The organism is Mycobacterium sp. E3305 (assembly GCF_001666785.1).
Taxonomy (GTDB): Bacteria; Actinomycetota; Actinomycetes; order Mycobacteriales; family Mycobacteriaceae; genus Mycobacterium.
In genome coordinates, this window is sequence record NZ_LZJA01000092.1 from 1 (window position 1) to 15993 (window position 15993).

The window sequence follows — 15993 nt, forward strand, 5'->3', positions numbered from 1 at the left end:
GGCGCGCCGTGGCTCGATCGGACGGAACCGGTCGGCTGCGGGCCGTCGCCGTCGGCCTGTCCGCGGTCGGCGTCACCGGTGCGGGATTCGGCTTGGCGGTGGCGTTACGCGCCGAAGCGGTAGAGCGTCACCCGATCACGGCCGCGTTCGGGACCGCCGCCCCGGTGACGGTCACCCCTAGCGAAAGCCCGGTGTCGTTGGGCCGCGGGCGGCTCATGTTCCGGGCCACGATGCAGCGCCTGCGCGACGAACAGATCTCGGGCCGGGTCGTCGTCTTCGCGCGCGCCCCGGATTTCGAATCGGACGGCGATGGGCTGATGGTGGGCCGGCCGGTGCGGTTCACGGCGCGGATCGGACACCCGACCCGCCGCGACCTCACCGTCGCGGTGCTCAACGCCTCGGGCCGCCCGACCATGGGCACCGCGGGCGCCGTGCAGCGGGCAGCCCACACCGTGCGCGGTCGGTTCGCCGCCGCGGTGCGCGGCACGCTGCCCGCCGAGCAGGCGGCGATGCTGCCGGCCCTCGTCCTGGGTGACACCTCGGCGGTCACCGCCGAGACGGACCGCGACTTTCGGGCGGCGGGCATGACGCACCTCAGTATACGATCAACACATGGAACTCAGCGGCCATGGTTTGGCAGGGATCTACACCCGAATCAGTGCCGACGTGAACGGCGATGCGCTCGGCGTGCAGCGTCAGGAAGCCGACGCTCGCAAGCTCTGTGCCAGCCACGGCTGGACCGTCGTCCAGGTCTTTTGCGACAACGACCGGTCGGCATACAACCGGCGCAAGACGCGACCCGCCTATCTCGCGATGCTTGAGGCAATTAAGGCGGGCGAGATCAACGTGATCGTGGCTTGGCACCCCGACCGCTTGCATCGGCAAACGCGTGAGCTGGTGTCATTCATAGACCTCATCGATGAATACGGTGTCCGTGTTGAGACCGTTACTGCGGGCCGGTACGACCTATCGACACCATCCGGGCGAATGAATGCCCGCATAGTCGGGTCAGTTGCCGAGTACGAGAGTGAGCACAAGGCCGAGCGGGTTCGGCGCAAACTTGAGGCAAACGCAGCCGAGGGACTCAACCACGGCGGGTCACGTCCGTACGGCTGGACCGAGGACAGGAAGGCCATCCACCCGGCCGAGGTCGTCGTCGTCCAAGAGGCGGCCGAGCGGGTTCTCGCGGGGGAGTCGGTCAAGGCCATTGCCCGCGTGTTGAACGCCGCCGGACATCGGACCGCGACCGGCCGACAATGGCGAGACGTCACCGTGCGTGACATGCTGCTGAGGCCGCGCAACGCCGGTCTCCGCGTCCACCACGGAGAGGTGGTCGGCCAAGGAAAGTGGACGCCAATCCTGCCCGCTGACGTGTTCCATCAGGTTGAGGCGATACTTTCAAACCCTCTCAGAAGAACGAATCCGGGGAATGATGGCCGCGTGCACCTGCTGTCCGTACTGGCACGATGCGGAGTCTGCGACAGCCCGATCGTGGTGGCGAAGGGTAAGCCCTATAAGGGCAAAGCCAACTCCATCTACCGGTGTCGGTCAGCGCACGTCATTCGCGACCAGACATCTGTCGACCACCTAGTTACCAGGATCATTCTCGCCCGGCTCGCCCTGCCCGATGCCGTCGAGCTGCTTGCCGAGACCGACCGTGCCGACCAGGCGCATGCTGCTGCTGCACGAGTTCAGGAGTTACACGACCGACTGAACGACGCTGCCGAGGCGTACGCGGCCGGTGCTATAACCCTTGCCCAGATGACCACAATCAACGCCGCGTTACGACCGAAGCTGGATCAGGCGCAGACGGACGCCGCGTCACCCGACAGGACCCGAGTGCTCGGCGGTCTTGTCAAGACGACCGACCCGGCGACCATGTGGGAACGGATGACACCAGACCAGCGTCGCGCAGTCGTCGACATGCTCGTGAAGATCCGCATCATGCCGACCCGCAAGGGCCCTCGGTTCGACCCCAAGTCGGTCGAGATCACATGGAAGACATAGCATCTCGCCTAGTCTGCGGCTGTGTGAGATGACGGTCTGGGGGATGCGTCGCGACCTGATATGAAACTTGACCCCGCGCTCACTGGACCGTATTGAACGTCCGTTGCCAGCTCACTCAAGACCGCCTTCAGCTCGTCAAACGAGTACCACCGGCGCCGGTAACAAGAAGCCGCTATCTCCCGAAGTGTCTGACTACTGAAATATCTGTATCCATTCGCTGCTCGGCAGGGTTTAAAGGCGCTGCCGTCGGGCGCCACTAACTCGCCTCGGCGGAGCCGCTGATCAAGCCAGGAGTAGCTCCTCCGGAGTACAGCAGCGGCCTCTCGCGCCGAGTAGGTCGGCTCCAATCCGGCGATCCGCGAGACGTTATCGGCTGACATTCGTACCTCCACCGTGTGAGTTGGTAGCCGAAGCTGCGCAGTACCTACACAAATTCCGACGGGAACCAGACCGAAACACATTCTGTGAACAGATAGCGTCAAGTGAGGTACGAGCCGTCAGGGTTGCCCATGCGCCCAAGGGATTCGGGACAGAGCGGATTGAGCTGCGGATTTGCCTTAGATTGGTGCGCTCCTGCCCCATGAAGTTGCGCAAGACCGTCGCAGCAAACGCAACTGAGGCACGACGTCCGTCGCTCATCGTATTTGGTCTTTGGGGGCCGGATGCTGCACGATGACGGATTGACGAGGGCCCGGCTATGGGGTCGCAGTCGATCCCGCATTCCGACGCCGCAATGGCCATTGAGCGAATGCTTGATTAGTCGGATCAACCTGCAGTTCAACGTTGTTGAACGTCTAAGGGCACGGGCTCTCGAAGGTCGCGGCGGGGTATCCGGTCACCATCATCGACAGAGTCGTTGAGTCCACGTAGTCGATTGAGGCTGATGCGCGCTTGACCGTTGGACCCGACGGGTCCCGCAGCAGCGGCAGCTACATCGAACGGACCGTTGTAGACGATCTCGTGGGGCTCACCAGATCTGCGGGACAGACGCAGCACGATTAGTGCCGACGCATGGTCATGAGAAGTCGGCCTGATCGCGATGCCGCTGGTCCCGTAGGTGCCTTTGATCTCGACAGCGCGGTGATCCTGCCTGCTGACCGCGTCATGCCCGGGGGTCGAAGGTGGCTTCAACCTGATGTCGAAGATGGCCTCTGCGGCAGCTTCGGCCAGCGACCCCACCAAATGTCCATCGAGCGGAAATTTACGGCCCGGGTGCAGAAGCTCAAGTTCTTCGACAATCGCGTGCAGCCGATCGACCAGTACCGCTGTCTTTTTGGTTCGCTGTTCATGGTCAGGCTGCGTATCACTGCCTTCTGGATGCATTGACCGAGTTCCTCACCACCGAGGGCACGCAGGCGCTCGGTGACCGATTAGTGGTCGGCGTTGACCCAGGGATCATTCGGCTCTAGCCGATGTGGGGCGTCGACTTGTAGTGGTCACAGATTATGGCCTGGTGCGTGGGGGCGACGTCTCGGCGGTCGATGCCGGGCGCCGACCCACCGTTCGTCTACAACGTGCTCGGCCTAGGCTCTGCGATCGCCGCACTGGTTGTCACTTCAGCGATCGTGACGGAGATGGCGAATGCCGGGCAGGACCGAGCAAACCTACGGGAATCGACGGAGCCTGGACCAGTGATCGTTGGTTCGTCGGCCAGCGCCAGGGTGATTTCGATGCACGCCGTGCTTGGTTTCGGATTCTAGTGCGAGCGTCACAGCAGCCCGCTACCCTCTCAGCCGTGAAGCGGATCGCCTTTGTGGCCGCCGTGGTCGCTGCGTTGAGCATCGCCGGGGTACCGGCGGCCGACGCATCCCAATACGTCCGCACCGAGTCGGGTCGGGTGCGGTGCATCATAGGACCGGACAAAGTCGCGTGCGAAGCGAGTGGACCCAACAGCACGGGTTTCCCGCAGGCGCCGATGTCTCTTACTGAATCTCAATGTCGCAACCCCTGCCCTGGGGGTATTCACTACGATCTGGCCGAGGTCACAGCTTCGGGAACTTTTCGCTGGATGGACGGGAATATCGGCGGTGGCGGAACGCCACAGAACGACATGGTGCTGGCCTACGGCCAAACCTATGACATTCAGGGGTGGACGGTCTTGCCGAGCAGTGATGGCACGCGCTTCACCAACGACGGCACCGGGCACGGAATGTTCGTGAGCGTCGAGAGCGTCTCCTCGTTTTGATCGACGTGCTGAGCGTGTAAACCTCTCCATCCCTATGTGCAGAAAAGTCGAGACGCCAACGTCCAAGTGAACGAAACGGCCGCGCAGAGGGCAACTCGAAGTTACTGTCTTGCTCGGTTGGACCTGACTCGGGGAATTAATGGGGGCACCCGCCGATGGATGAGGTGGTGTTCGGACGCTACCGGCTGATCGAGGTGATCGGCGAGGGCGGCATGGGCAAGGTCTACAAAGCCCACGACACCGTGATCGACCGCGATGTCGCGGTGAAAGTGTTGTCCACCGCACTAGCCACCGAACCCGGTTTTCGCGAACGCTTCCGCCGCGAAGCCCATACGGCCGCCCGGCTGACCGAGCCGCATATCATTCCCGTCCACGACACAGGGGAAGTCGACGGCAAGCTATATCTGGTCATGCCGATCATCAACGGCACTGACGTGGGAACCCTGCTCAAACGCGAGGGACCAATGAACCCAGAGCGGGCTGTTCTCGTCATTGAACAGCTCGCAGCCGCGCTAGACGCTGCACATGCCGCCGGATTGGTGCATCGGGACGTAAAACCTTCCAACGCCCTGGTGACCAAGGGCGACTTCACTTACCTGATCGACTTCGGGATCGCTCACGGCGTTGTGGAGACGAGAATGACCAAGACAGGCGCCATCATTGGAACTTTGGCCTACATGGCCCCCGAGCGTTTCACCGATGGTGTCGCCGATGCCCGAGCCGACGTCTACTCACTAACTTGTCTGCTCCACGAATGTCTTACCGGCGCCCAGCCCTATCCCGGTGATAGCGCGGAACAACAGATCACCGCACATCTCACCCTTCCGCCACCGAAGCCGTCGAACCTCAACCCGGCCATCCCAGCCGCTTTTGACTACGTTATTTCCCGTGGCATGGCGAAACAGCCAGCGGATCGTTTCCCCTCAGCAGGTGAACTCGCCAGGGCAGCAAGGGCTGCGGCAGCGTCCTCCCAAGCATCAACTGAGTTCGCTTCTTTCCCTCGACAGCCAGTAGGCACCCGCGAGTTCTCGACTCGATGGCCTAATCCAGAAGGGACCGGGGACACCCCGTATGCCGAGAACCTTCACGCCCCTCCACCACCAGCGCGGAAGTTCGGGCATGGGCGCCTGGTGCTGGTTGCCGGGGCAGTTGCTGCATTTCTGGCTGCCGCACTGATCGCAGCGTTACTGATGGTGCGAAATAACCGGGGGACGCCGAGCGCTTCCGACACAACGTCGTCGAGAGCGCCGACTAGCAGCGATATCACATCGGAATCTCCGACCATCCGACCATCGGCTACGAGGACATCGAAGCCTCAAATCACCTTGCCGGACACCGATGCCCAGGGTTTCGTGGGCTATCCCGGCGGTCGTTGCGATCCGGGAAGTACGCCAGCGCTGATGGGGCGCACCACCCAATCGTTAATCGTGGTCTGTGAGGTTGGGCCCGCAAATTATTACTATCGGGGCGTTCGTCTCAGCGACGGCGCCAGCATCGAACTGGCCAACGCCGTACGGTCTTCAGGCGGATTCGACGTCACCAACCCGGTCGATGGAACTCGCTATCAGGTGCGTCCCAACGGAATCTCAATTACGTCGCCGAGCGGCCAGGTCTACTCCGAACCAATGATCGAGTACGCGGGAGGTTGATCCTCAATGCATAACCCGGCTCTCGTGCCATCGCGAGCATATCCAAATGGAAATCAGTGTCGGTGCGCGATTAAAAATTTCCGTTGTACGCATAACTGTACTACGAACCATGCAAAGGCAGAGTAAAGACTTGCCTCAAGTAGCAACTGAATGGTCTGCGTGTTTGACGTATTGAGTGGCATCGGAAGATGGGGAAAGTATGAGCCCGACAGACGCTAAAGAATACTTCGTTGGAGTGCGCGAGAATCATCGCTTACTAGGTCTATACCTTGAGGGTGTGTTAGGAAATATTTGTGCTCGTAACGAGATTCCGCTCGACCAGATAACTTCTCGCGCGAAAGATATTGAGAGCGCTCTCAAAAAGATGCTGAGCAAGAATTATACATCGCACCGAAGCGTACAAGACTTGTGCGGAGTCCGAGTCGTGGTGAGGCATTTAAGTGATATTGCTAGAGTTCGAGAACTGATTGCCGCTGAATTTCTGGTGCTAGACGAACAGGATCGTAGATCGACTCGGGCGGAAGAGTTTGGATACTCCGGATATCACATGATCGTTAAGTTGTCGCCCGAACGAGCGAGCCTCCTCGAAAATGAAGCGTTTGAAAATTTGCGTGCCGAGGTGCAGATTAGGACAATCCTGCAACACGCGTGGGCGTCGATCAGCCATTCGCTCGACTATAAGAACGAATCGACCGCACCGTCGGATGCGAAGCGGGCCCTCCACAGAATTGCAGCAATTCTTGAGGAGGGCGACATTCAGTTCGATCGGTATAAGGAGAAGATTGAATCGTTAAACGATGGCCCGCAAGGGGGTGCAGCAAGACTGAAAGCTCATAACAAAAATATATTTAATGTTGATTCTTTTAAGGAGATAACCAACTTTGACTGGCATGGCTTGAGCGGTTTGGCAGAACAGCGAGGTTGGAGAAAGTTTACTCGGCTCGAAGGTAAGCTAGGCAACAAGCGCGAAACTGAAGCTTTCGAAAGGTTAGTAGAGGCCGTCCAACTGCTCGACTACGCCAACCTATCAAGCCTTGTCGATGAGCGGTTGAAGGTTGATATTTTGCTACTGCAGACAATAGCGGACCAAGGACGAGACGCTGGCTACGTTCCTTTTGCTATTGGGCCCGATGTATTTGGCTTATACTTGTGTGCAAAGAATCATCAAAAGGCGATGTTGAGAGCCGACCTATTGGGAGACATATACCGTCCCGAATTACTTGATTCCAGCATCGCGAGTGGGCTTCATTATAGCGGAGATAGTTCGGATAAGATTCGATAGGGTGCAACCTGCTTGACTGGTCCGGAATGTTGAGTTGCGCCGCTGTGCGTCAAACTGGCCGCACATGCGAAACCGCCCGCAAGTGAGCACCGTCGCCCTGGCATCCGTGGCCGCGTCGTCTAATTGTTGGTGTCAGAAAGACCTGGCTTTTCGCGTTGCCCCGTGGGGTGCAACCGGGTAAGTACAAGAATCGACGAAGCTTCTAGTCACCACAATGCGCAGCTTGCTCCGCAGAACGGACGCCGTACGGCGATTGGTATAGCTCATTACGCGCACGAGGCAGCTATGCCGACGACGACATCGTTGCGAGCAGTAGGGTCAGTCGTCAGGTGCATGCCCAATTCAGTGATCCTGCCGTCGAGCGGATTCCAGGTGCGGTCTGAATAGGTACGTCCCAGAAGCGGTTCGAGCGAGTCGATCGTCTGCTTCCAAAGGTTCAGCCAGTTCCTGCGGGGGCTGACGACGAAGGCGAGTTCAAGCCTGACTGGTCCGGCCCGCAGTTCCGATGCGTCGGCGACGGCGGCGTGGATCTGCTGCTTGTACGTGACCGTCTGAGTCGATGCGGTCGTTCTCGCGACCAGCACATCCCCTGTCGGCGGGGGGATCTCGCGGGCGGGTTCGATGCGCACGAACGACTGTTCGCTGTGTTGCTTCGTGCACCACACCGACACGAGGTTGGGGTCCTTGAGGCGATAGGCCAGCGGATACGCGTAGTTGTCGAGGTCCGCCATGTTGAGTAGGTCCCGTCCAGTCGGGAGTCCCACATCGAGCCGGAGCGCCCACGGGCCAACGACCCGCAAACCCGCGAGCAGCTCTTCTGTGTCATCGAGATAAGCGCGCAGCCGAACTTGATCTGGATCGTCGGCCTTATTCCAGGACGCCAGCCGAGGCGTCACCCTCAGTTGTTGCTTGTCACCTTCGGGGCGGCAGTACCAGCGCATCGGCGGTACCGCCGTCTCCTTCGCAGGCGGCAGAACTTGGGCCGCAACGTTGTAACCGACTTCGGGTTCAGCAGAGCAATGTTCGCGAATTAACGTGGTCTCGATTGCGCGAGCTTCGGTCTCGGTCGCAGTGTCCGATTCCCACAAGATTTGCTTGCGTACGGTTAGGTCGAGGCGGTGCTCAGCAAGGTCGGCGGATATGAGTTCGTCGGCGCTCGGGCCACCGAAGTAAGAAATCGCGCCGGTCAGGTCCAAGCCGACGTAGATCTTCCCGTTGGGATAGGTGAGCTTGTAGACCTGCTTGCGCCGCGCCATGGTCCTCAGCATAGAGATACACACTGACATCACCAGCTCAGCTGATCGGGCATGAGACACTCAACGAATGGGTCTTGAGAGTTCGAGGGCCACCTATTTCTCTGGTCGACTCCCTCTCGGATCATGGCCCCTATAAACGGGGAGTCGTTGTGGCTCACCTCGATCGGCGATCAACCAGATCGGTGCCCAATCCCGCTCCGTTGGTTCATCTCGAGGGAGAGGTCTGGTTTATCACGGTGGGTACGGATGTACCTTCCTTGCGCAGGTTGCCTGGGAAGCAGGGTGATGTCCCGATGATCGTTGGGGGCGAGCCGGGCGGATACGCGGCCTTGATCTGCACCACGTAACCGTCAGGGGCGTAGCCGAACCTGTTGGGCTTCTCGAACCCCTGCCGCTCAAGGACCTGCCAACCCCAGCCTTTCCAGATGCTTTCCACCTGACCGAAGAGGGCGTTGACGTCGGTGCCCTGCGGAAGGTTCAGATCACCCCAGTAGGAGTAGTTGACCGGGGAATTCTGGTCCTTCGGCTCGTCTTCGCAGTAGGCGATCCCGGAACCGACCCCGCTGTAACGAGTTCCATCGACATTGGTTCCGGGGGGCAGCGCGTCCACGGTCTGCTGGATGTAGCGGATCACCGTATTCTGCGCTTCTTCCTGACTCGCAGGTACTTTCGGTGACGGAGCGGCTGGTGTGGACTCCATCGGACCTCCTGGAATTACCGTTGCGCCAGACGGTGCGCTCGGCGCAGGGTGTTTTGTAGACGTGGGTGACGATCCCGATGAGCAAGCAGCACATGCCCCCGCTGTGAGCAGCACCGCCAGTAAACAAAGCAGACTATGGATTGTCGGTTTCATCATCTGATCAGGGCGTGAAGGTGGGTGGGGTGACATCGACTCTGCCCGCGATGATACGGCCCATATTGTCAAGCGCAGGGTTACCGGTATCCCAGTAGCTGCTGTGGGCCGCGACTGTCGGCAGACCGAAGGGCCAGCCCGGTCCGGGCGCTGCCTCAAACGGGATGCCCCCAAACTTCGAACTCATTGGATCAGGGCCGAGGCTCATGCCCGTGACCACGCCGATGACGTCGTTTTGGGCTCGGGTGGCAAAGACATGCGCCCCGGGATCAAGGTTGAGGTCGCTGGCATGTCCGGCCAGTACCCCGGGGCTCCCCACGGCGATGACGTTGTTGGCGTCGAGGTGGTGGCCACCGAGCGCGGCCGCGCCCACTTCGGTGGAGCCATAACTGTGCCCGATCACCGTATTCAGTGAGGGCCCCCCGGTAACCGCGTCGTTGTGGGAGGCGCGCAACCCAGCCTGGAAATCGTCGAGCGCGGCGGCGCCGTTGTGGGCATAGCTGGTCGATGCCGCGTCAAAGACATTCATTGGCCGGTCGTAGCCCATCCATGTCGTCACCGATACGTCTTGTGGCCGCAGGCTTTTGTCGGCAGCAAGCGTCGCCGACAACATGCGTTCGGATTTGAGCGCGCTGGCATCAAAGCGTGTGAGGTCTTGGCCGGTACCCGGCACGAAGGTGGCATCGCGTTTCGCCGCGTCGGGGTTATTGATGGAGACAGCGGCGTGCCCCTTGTCGTCGATGATCCCCAAGTACCTTGGCAATTTTCCAGGCGGCACCTTGTCCGGCGGCGGGCCGAGAGTACTTTTCACATTCGAGTACCCGTCTCGGGCACGATTAGCAGCGTCCCATTGCCGTCGCCACGCCAGAAACTCGTTGGTCTTCAAGAACGGCGTCTTCCCGCTGGCCCAATCTGGATGCTGAGCGCGCAGGCGGTCCAAGTCGGCTTGGTTGGAAGTCTGCAGCTCGTCGAGGTGGATACGGTTGTAGTGATCGCGATCAACGAAGGGCATGCCAGCGTGGTTGCCAACGAAATGGTTCCGGGCATATTCCGCGTCTTTTTGCTCTTGGGTGAGCGAGTTCCACACTTGTCCAAACTGATTGGGGTCATCCGGCAGCGGGGGTGCTGGCGACAGTGGGCCCTCTTGCGCCCTGATACCTGCCGGGTCGTATCCCTCGCTCTTGAGGGTTCCCAGCGCGTTCTGCAGCGTGTTCGAGTAGCCGTCGCGTGTTGCTTGCAGCTGGCCCAGCGCGGCCTTCGTGTCGCGGATCGCGTCGTCTTCGAGTGAGTTGATGTAGGCGTTGAGCGCATCGCGGTCGGCCGCGCTGAGGTTGGGATGCTCGTTTTCTAGCTCGACGGCCTCGGCGATCATCTGGTCGAGGCCAGTCAGCTGCGCTTCCAGCGAGGCGATCTGGCCAGCAGCGGCTTTTTGCGCCTCGGCCAATGATGCGGCAATGGTTTCCAGATCCGCACCAATCTTGGGCAGTTGCACGGCCTGCGCCCCAAGCGACTTCGCCACACGCTGCACTTCAGCTGAGTCGTTGATCGGATGATCGCCATTCTGGTGATTCCAGGCGGCATCGAACCGGTTGCGTGCTTGCTCGAAGGCATGGTCAGCTTCGGCGGTGGAGTGACCCGCAGCTTTAAACGCATTTGCGAGGCTCGAAATCTGCCCCGGCTCACCTGCTTGTAGAGTCCGGTTGACCGCCCACGGGTCGCCGCCAGCAAAGGCGATCAACGCCGGGATGCTTATGTACCTGAGCTGCATCGAATCGTCAGGGGTTCTCGATTAGTCCGGGCTTCCAGCAGGGCTGCAACTGCTGACGACTGGTCGGCGACACGGTGCGCTGCAGCCCGGCACAGATACGCATCGCCACCCCTCTCGCGCTGGCGCCAAGGTTACTGTCCCAGACCTGGTGGTCAATTCACCTTGGCATCGGGCATTTGCCATCGCCGCACTGTGGGGAATAAGGCATGCACCACGCGGCACGCTGAGAAAGAAGTCGGGCGAAATCCTACGACCTCTACCAACCTTCCTTGCTCGCGTAGCGCACCCGAACCACGACCTGGCCGCACGTCACCACTTCGGCGCCCCGACACCGACCTCCCGGTGGTGCTCGGTGGCCAACCGGCGCAGGTGACCGCGCGTGAGTGCCTGGGGCATTTCATCCGCCTTACCCATAAACGCGAGGGCACAAATCGCTAAACGCTAGGTTGACGATCGCGTGGGACTCAAGCGGGGTCCGGCCTGCATATTCAAGACTCATGATTTCGGCACTCATACCGACCCCTTTGCTCAAGTCATTGCAAACCATGTGACCGGTGTTCACGAGCTGAAGATCCCGCGTCTCGTCGTCCCCGACCCTGAGTACGTTCCGTAGGTGATCGAGGTAGCGCTGCTCAGGGGCACTGTAGTGGACCATCGCGGGGGCAGGCGGAGCCCACTGAGCCTTCAGAGCATCGGACTGCTGCTTGTGAATCCCGATCCCAGCAACGACAGCCACCACAATCCCCACAATCACCAACACGGTGACCCCTACGGCGACCATCTTGGCGTAGCTTCGACGCCTTCGGAGTTGGCGAAACTGCTCCGGAGGCCCGTAGTAGTAGGTCATGCTGCCACTCCCGTCTGCTGCATCACCATGCGGCGCTGACGCTCCATCGCGGTCAATACCTTAGGGTGCTTGGGCATGTAACCCACCCCATCTCCTGAGCGTCCGGCGCCATTGGCGCCAGGAGCGTTACAGCAGATCCTCGGTTCACTTCTGGGCGATACGTATGCCGGGCAGGCCTCCACTTTTCTCTGGAGGATGGTCAATCCATAGAGCACTTGGACCCGTCGGGAGGAGCCTAAGTGCCCTGATGGAGCGGCCGAGGGGCCAAAGGGCATGGGTGGACCAGTGGCTCTGCCCCCGATTAATCATGGAGATGGCCCAGTGGTGTTTCCGAACTGGGACAGAGGAGTAGAGCCAAACTCGCAGACGGATGCCCTCGCCGCTCGATTCATACTGTCTCGGTTGCCGACGTCGCTGCAACGACGCCCCGTTCCAATTCGACGACCTCGCGAACCCTAAAGAAGCGTAGGCACAGCCTGCTGACGACTGAAACTAATCGCGGTGGCCGCAGTCATTTACAGGTTTTGGCCCCGGCGCTGCCTTTAGTGCGCGATAAAGATCAATTTACTTGGTACAGCGCTGCTTCCAGTAACAGTTCGCGGCAGGGTCGGCAGGAGCGTTCAACACCCACTCAAGTTGATTCTTGTCGCGGGTTGTCGGCGGTGAGGGCTAGGAGAGTCTCGGACTGCAGCGTCGCCGTGATCAACATTGTCATCGGATGCCATCGCGGGCACGATAGGCGTGGGTACCGACAGTGCGGCTGCAACAGGAGGGCTACATCGCACATCTTCCGGCGCCTGCTCCACTTAGCAAGCCAACCAGTCACAACGCAAAGAGGCCGTATTCCACGACTTCCGGCGTCTGTTGCCATGTGGAATCGGACGCCCATGCCTCGGCCAGCTCTAAGTAATTGATGTAGTCTGCCCGCCGCACCAGACCCGTCAACGGCACTGCGCCGGGCACGATATCGGGTTGGTTAAGCGCCTTCCGGACTCGTTCATCGAGCACTAGTGGCCGGGGACGGTGCTCGGCTGTGTACCCCGCAAAGTAGAGCAGCTTTGTGCCGAACGACATGTTCAGACCGTCGATCTTGTGTGTATTGAGAAGCGCATGCCAGCCAGCTCCGGCACCTTCCGCCCGTGCGATGGCAACGATCGAGCGGATTTTGTCCTCTGCGCCGTCGGCGCCGAGGATCTCCTGAACGCGGTGTGGCCCATAGTCCTTCGGCTTGTAACCCCACGCCATAGCCATCAGAAATAGATCGATCGGATCACCATCAGCTTGGTCGTGGATGAACCTGCGAGCGATACCACCCTCGGCCTCCGAATGGGCAGCTAACTTCCTATGGGCAACCTCGTGGCCATCAAACGCGGCGGTCCATCGCTCGGACACCCATCTGATCCGCTGGGCGTCGACGTCAGCGACGGTGTACTTCCGTATCCGTTCAGGGACAACACTGTTCATCTCCACGACCTTCCAGCGAGATGGATTCCGATGCCTCTCTCATCGGCTATAGGTTCGAAGGCGGCGTTCCCATCCGCTGGGAGTGACGCTACCCAACCTCAACGACACCGTGGGCCACGTCTGCCGGATTTCTTGCTTCAGCGTGGCCCTTCGCGCTTTGCGCTGCGTGCCCGACACCGGAACTTCACCGAGTTGGAGATGGTCATCTTCTCCTGGTCTGGCGCGGGATGCGGCCATGGAGGTATAGATGAAACCGTGTCGGAACGAAAGAAAATACCACCGGAAACGCAGGCCCGCATACTGGCGGAGAGTCGCCGCCGCTGCGCCGTTTGCTTTGGTTTAGATGGCGACCTCAGTCGAAAAAAAGGCCAACTGGCGCATCTTGGAAAAGACCCCAGCAAGACGTCCGAGTCCGACTTGGTATTCCTGTGCCTGGATCATCATGATGAATATGATTCGACTACTCGGCAATCTAAAAATCTGAGGCGGGAGGAAATCGAGCAGTACCGCGATGAGCTTATTGCCGAACTAGAGCGACGTTGGTCGGCAGAAGTGCTCGATCAACCCGACATCGATGGCCCACAATTTTCGATTAACATGCCAATAACCGGTGGTGCTGGTGGTCCCGGCGGCATCTTCGGCAGTGGAGGGGGCGGCGGAGCCGGTATTGGAGGCGGCGGCCAGGGCGGTCGAGATTCGTAATGAGTTCTCGCATCGATGAGGGTACGCTGTCGTATCGCTTACGGGTCTCGCATTGCGGAGTTTTGGAGATCGATGAGGCGATCTCGAAAATGTACGCTCGAATTATCGCCCTGCTCGCGCTTGCAGGGGGAACGCATTGCCGCGACCATCCAGAGCACCTGCCATTCATAATGGGAACGATAGCTCGCACCATTGAAGCGGCGCTCCAACACAATATTTCTTCACATTGCGCGTGGTTAGATCTTTGTGAAAATTATGAACAGCCTTTCCAAATAGATCTCGCGACCATCACACCCCATGTTGAGTCGAATGATCCATTTCGTGGCGGACGCGGTGGAAGCGGCGGCTGGTTCGGTGCTGGGGGTGGAGGGGGCGGCTTCGGGTTGCTTAACGGTGGCGAGGGTGGACCAGGCGCCGATGGCGCGGTGTTTATTTTTCAGATAGCAGAAGATAATTCACCCGTAGATGTCGACGTATTTGTGACGCCAGGGACGTCGGAAGCGGCTATCCGCCCCGATGCGCACACGCTTGAGATCGTTTGTGTTGGAGGTGGCGGCGGCGGTGCCGCTGGCGGTCGATGGATAGATCTCGCTAGGTCGCCCCGGCTGAACGCAACTATTACATCGCAGTCTGGGTTGAGTACCAGATCAGAGTGACGACCTGGCCTGTCTCAGAGGTTGCTCTCAAAAGTAACTTGCGCCATCCGCAGTGTTCGAGATTTTTTGTGGCCGGCCCCGTTGATTTACCGGATCCTTCAGCCTGAGCACCTTCAGCGTCCTGAAGAGGGTGCTCCTGCTGATCCCGAAGAGGGTTGTCAGCTCGCTGACCGGCTCTCCCTGCTGATAAAGGCGCAGCAGTCTCTTTTGTTGGGCGGCATCGAGTTTCATCGGCTTGGTGGCGGCCAGACCGCGAGCGATGCGAGCCTCGCGTGAGGCCGCACGCCGCTCTTTACCAAGTTCGAGTTCCAACTCTGCGATCGTGGCCATGATGCTAGTGACTGCGCGTCCGGTCGGAGTGCTCGTGTCCACCCCTTCCCGTAATGACCTGACATGAATACCGCGAGCGGTCAGATCGTGAAGGGCATTTGCGACTTCCCGGACGGACCGCCCGAGCCGGTCCACGGCGACGACGATGAGCTGGTCGCCTTCGCGCAGCCAGCCCAAGCACTCTGACCACCCCGGTCGGTCGCTACCGGCGCGTCCAGATGCGGTGTCAGTGAATACCCGATCCGGCGTGATACCGGCTGTCGAGATCGCGTGGTGCTGCTGGTCGATCGACTGCTGCCCGGTGGACACCCGAAGGTACGCGGCGGTACTCATACCTTTAGAGAACCGCTCCTGTCCGACGATTCATCCAGTTTCAGATCTCGTAAAAACTCGGACTCTCGTGTGACACCAGGAAACCGGACTGCTCGACCTCGTAGATTGCAGTGCCTGCGGTCTCGTAGGCCACGGATCCCAAATCTTTAGAAATAGGACACCAGGTATCCGTTGACCGCAGGTCTGACCACCAGCTGAGAGAGCCCGAATTTCCCAGAACTGGTCGTCCGGTCGGAGTAACTTCCCCTGTACCAGCCGAGCGGAGGGGACCACGGCCACCATGGCGACGACCGATGCCAACCACAACGAAGGGACAGCTGATCCCGGTTACTTCATTCTTAATCAGCGCGAGGTACGCGCCGGTGATGACGGCTACAACGATGTGGAAGGAAGGAGCTACCACTGGACTTCGCAGTCATCTGGGGCATGGAAGAGGCTGTCCGTCTCGTCTGGTGCCCGCTTCGTCTATTACCGCCCGAGAACCGCACGTAGTCAGCGATAGTCGCGACAAAATCACCAGGCGCCTGCTCGGAAATCTGCTCGATCGTCCCCGCTCCGAAGTAACTTTGCGTTGTTCCATCTGATGCGGTTCTCGGGCGGTAATAGACGAAGCGCCCACCAGACGACACGGACAGCCTCTTCCATGCCCCAGATGACTGCC

Annotated in this window: 13 protein-coding genes and 1 pseudogene; 7 read left to right on the forward strand and 7 right to left on the reverse strand. The window is 60.0% G+C overall.

Going from position 1 to position 15993, the window contains the following annotated elements; translation table 11 throughout:
- Both A5701_RS27350 and A5701_RS09095 read left to right on the forward strand, forming a co-directional pair.
- A pseudogene (locus A5701_RS27350) lies at positions 1–599 on the forward strand (competence protein); the annotation flags it as partial.
- A 13-nt stretch (positions 600–612) separates the two neighbouring features.
- On the forward strand, positions 613–2007 hold the full coding sequence (locus tag A5701_RS09095) for a recombinase family protein (protein ID WP_067751472.1): 1395 nt from the start codon (positions 613–615) through the stop codon (positions 2005–2007).
- Between the two features lie 777 nt (positions 2008–2784).
- Here A5701_RS09095 and A5701_RS27355 read toward each other — a convergent pair.
- On the reverse strand, positions 2785–3330 hold the full coding sequence (locus A5701_RS27355) for a hypothetical protein (protein ID WP_082969705.1): 546 nt from the start codon (positions 3328–3330) through the stop codon (positions 2785–2787).
- Positions 3331–3742: 412 nt separating this feature from the next.
- Here A5701_RS27355 and A5701_RS28070 point away from each other — a divergent pair, with 412 nt between their 5' ends.
- The 3 genes from A5701_RS28070 to A5701_RS27360 all read left to right on the forward strand — a co-directional run bounded on the left by A5701_RS28070 (position 3743) and on the right by A5701_RS27360 (position 7123).
- Entirely contained in the window at positions 3743–4192 is a 450-nt protein-coding gene (locus A5701_RS28070; protein ID WP_156670011.1) for a hypothetical protein, read from the forward strand.
- A 155-nt stretch (positions 4193–4347) separates the two neighbouring features.
- The gene (locus A5701_RS09100) at positions 4348–5841 is read left to right on the forward strand and encodes a serine/threonine-protein kinase (protein WP_067751476.1); all 1494 of its coding nucleotides are present in this window, start codon (positions 4348–4350) and stop codon (positions 5839–5841) included.
- Between the two features lie 199 nt (positions 5842–6040).
- Positions 6041–7123 (forward strand): GTP pyrophosphokinase family protein, encoded by a 1083-nt coding sequence (locus A5701_RS27360; protein ID WP_082969706.1) that lies wholly within the window; start codon positions 6041–6043, stop codon positions 7121–7123.
- A gap of 266 nt (positions 7124–7389) precedes the next feature.
- Here A5701_RS27360 and A5701_RS09105 read toward each other — a convergent pair whose 3' ends face one another.
- The 5 genes from A5701_RS09105 to A5701_RS09130 form a co-directional block, all read right to left on the reverse strand.
- Positions 7390–8379 carry a hypothetical protein gene (locus tag A5701_RS09105; protein WP_231972796.1) on the reverse strand — a complete coding sequence of 330 codons (990 nt, stop codon included), beginning with the start codon at positions 8377–8379 and terminating at the stop codon, positions 7390–7392.
- Positions 8380–8584: 205 nt separating this feature from the next.
- A complete protein-coding gene (locus A5701_RS09115; RefSeq protein WP_067751479.1) occupies positions 8585–9079 on the reverse strand; it encodes a hypothetical protein in 495 nt (164 codons plus the stop codon).
- Between the two features lie 160 nt (positions 9080–9239).
- Positions 9240–10970, reverse strand: coding sequence for an alpha/beta hydrolase (locus A5701_RS09120; protein WP_231972797.1), 1731 nt, complete (start codon positions 10968–10970; stop codon positions 9240–9242).
- Between the two features lie 436 nt (positions 10971–11406).
- Positions 11407–11847 carry a DUF732 domain-containing protein gene (locus tag A5701_RS29295; protein ID WP_156670012.1) on the reverse strand — a complete coding sequence of 147 codons (441 nt, stop codon included), beginning with the start codon at positions 11845–11847 and terminating at the stop codon, positions 11407–11409.
- A gap of 822 nt (positions 11848–12669) precedes the next feature.
- Positions 12670–13311, reverse strand: coding sequence for a hypothetical protein (locus tag A5701_RS09130; protein ID WP_156670013.1), 642 nt, complete (start codon positions 13309–13311; stop codon positions 12670–12672).
- Positions 13312–13503: 192 nt separating this feature from the next.
- Between A5701_RS09130 and A5701_RS28080 the strand changes: the two genes are divergently transcribed.
- Positions 13504–14013, forward strand: coding sequence for a hypothetical protein (locus tag A5701_RS28080; protein ID WP_156670014.1), 510 nt, complete (start codon positions 13504–13506; stop codon positions 14011–14013).
- Positions 14014–14075: 62 nt separating this feature from the next.
- The gene (locus A5701_RS28085) at positions 14076–14669 is read left to right on the forward strand and encodes a hypothetical protein (RefSeq protein WP_156670015.1); all 594 of its coding nucleotides are present in this window, start codon (positions 14076–14078) and stop codon (positions 14667–14669) included.
- Between the two features lie 27 nt (positions 14670–14696).
- On the opposite strand, the gene A5701_RS09135 is transcribed toward A5701_RS28085, so the two are convergent.
- Positions 14697–15332 (reverse strand): recombinase family protein, encoded by a 636-nt coding sequence (locus A5701_RS09135; RefSeq protein WP_067751492.1) that lies wholly within the window; start codon positions 15330–15332, stop codon positions 14697–14699.
- Positions 15333–15993 lie beyond the last annotated feature (661 nt).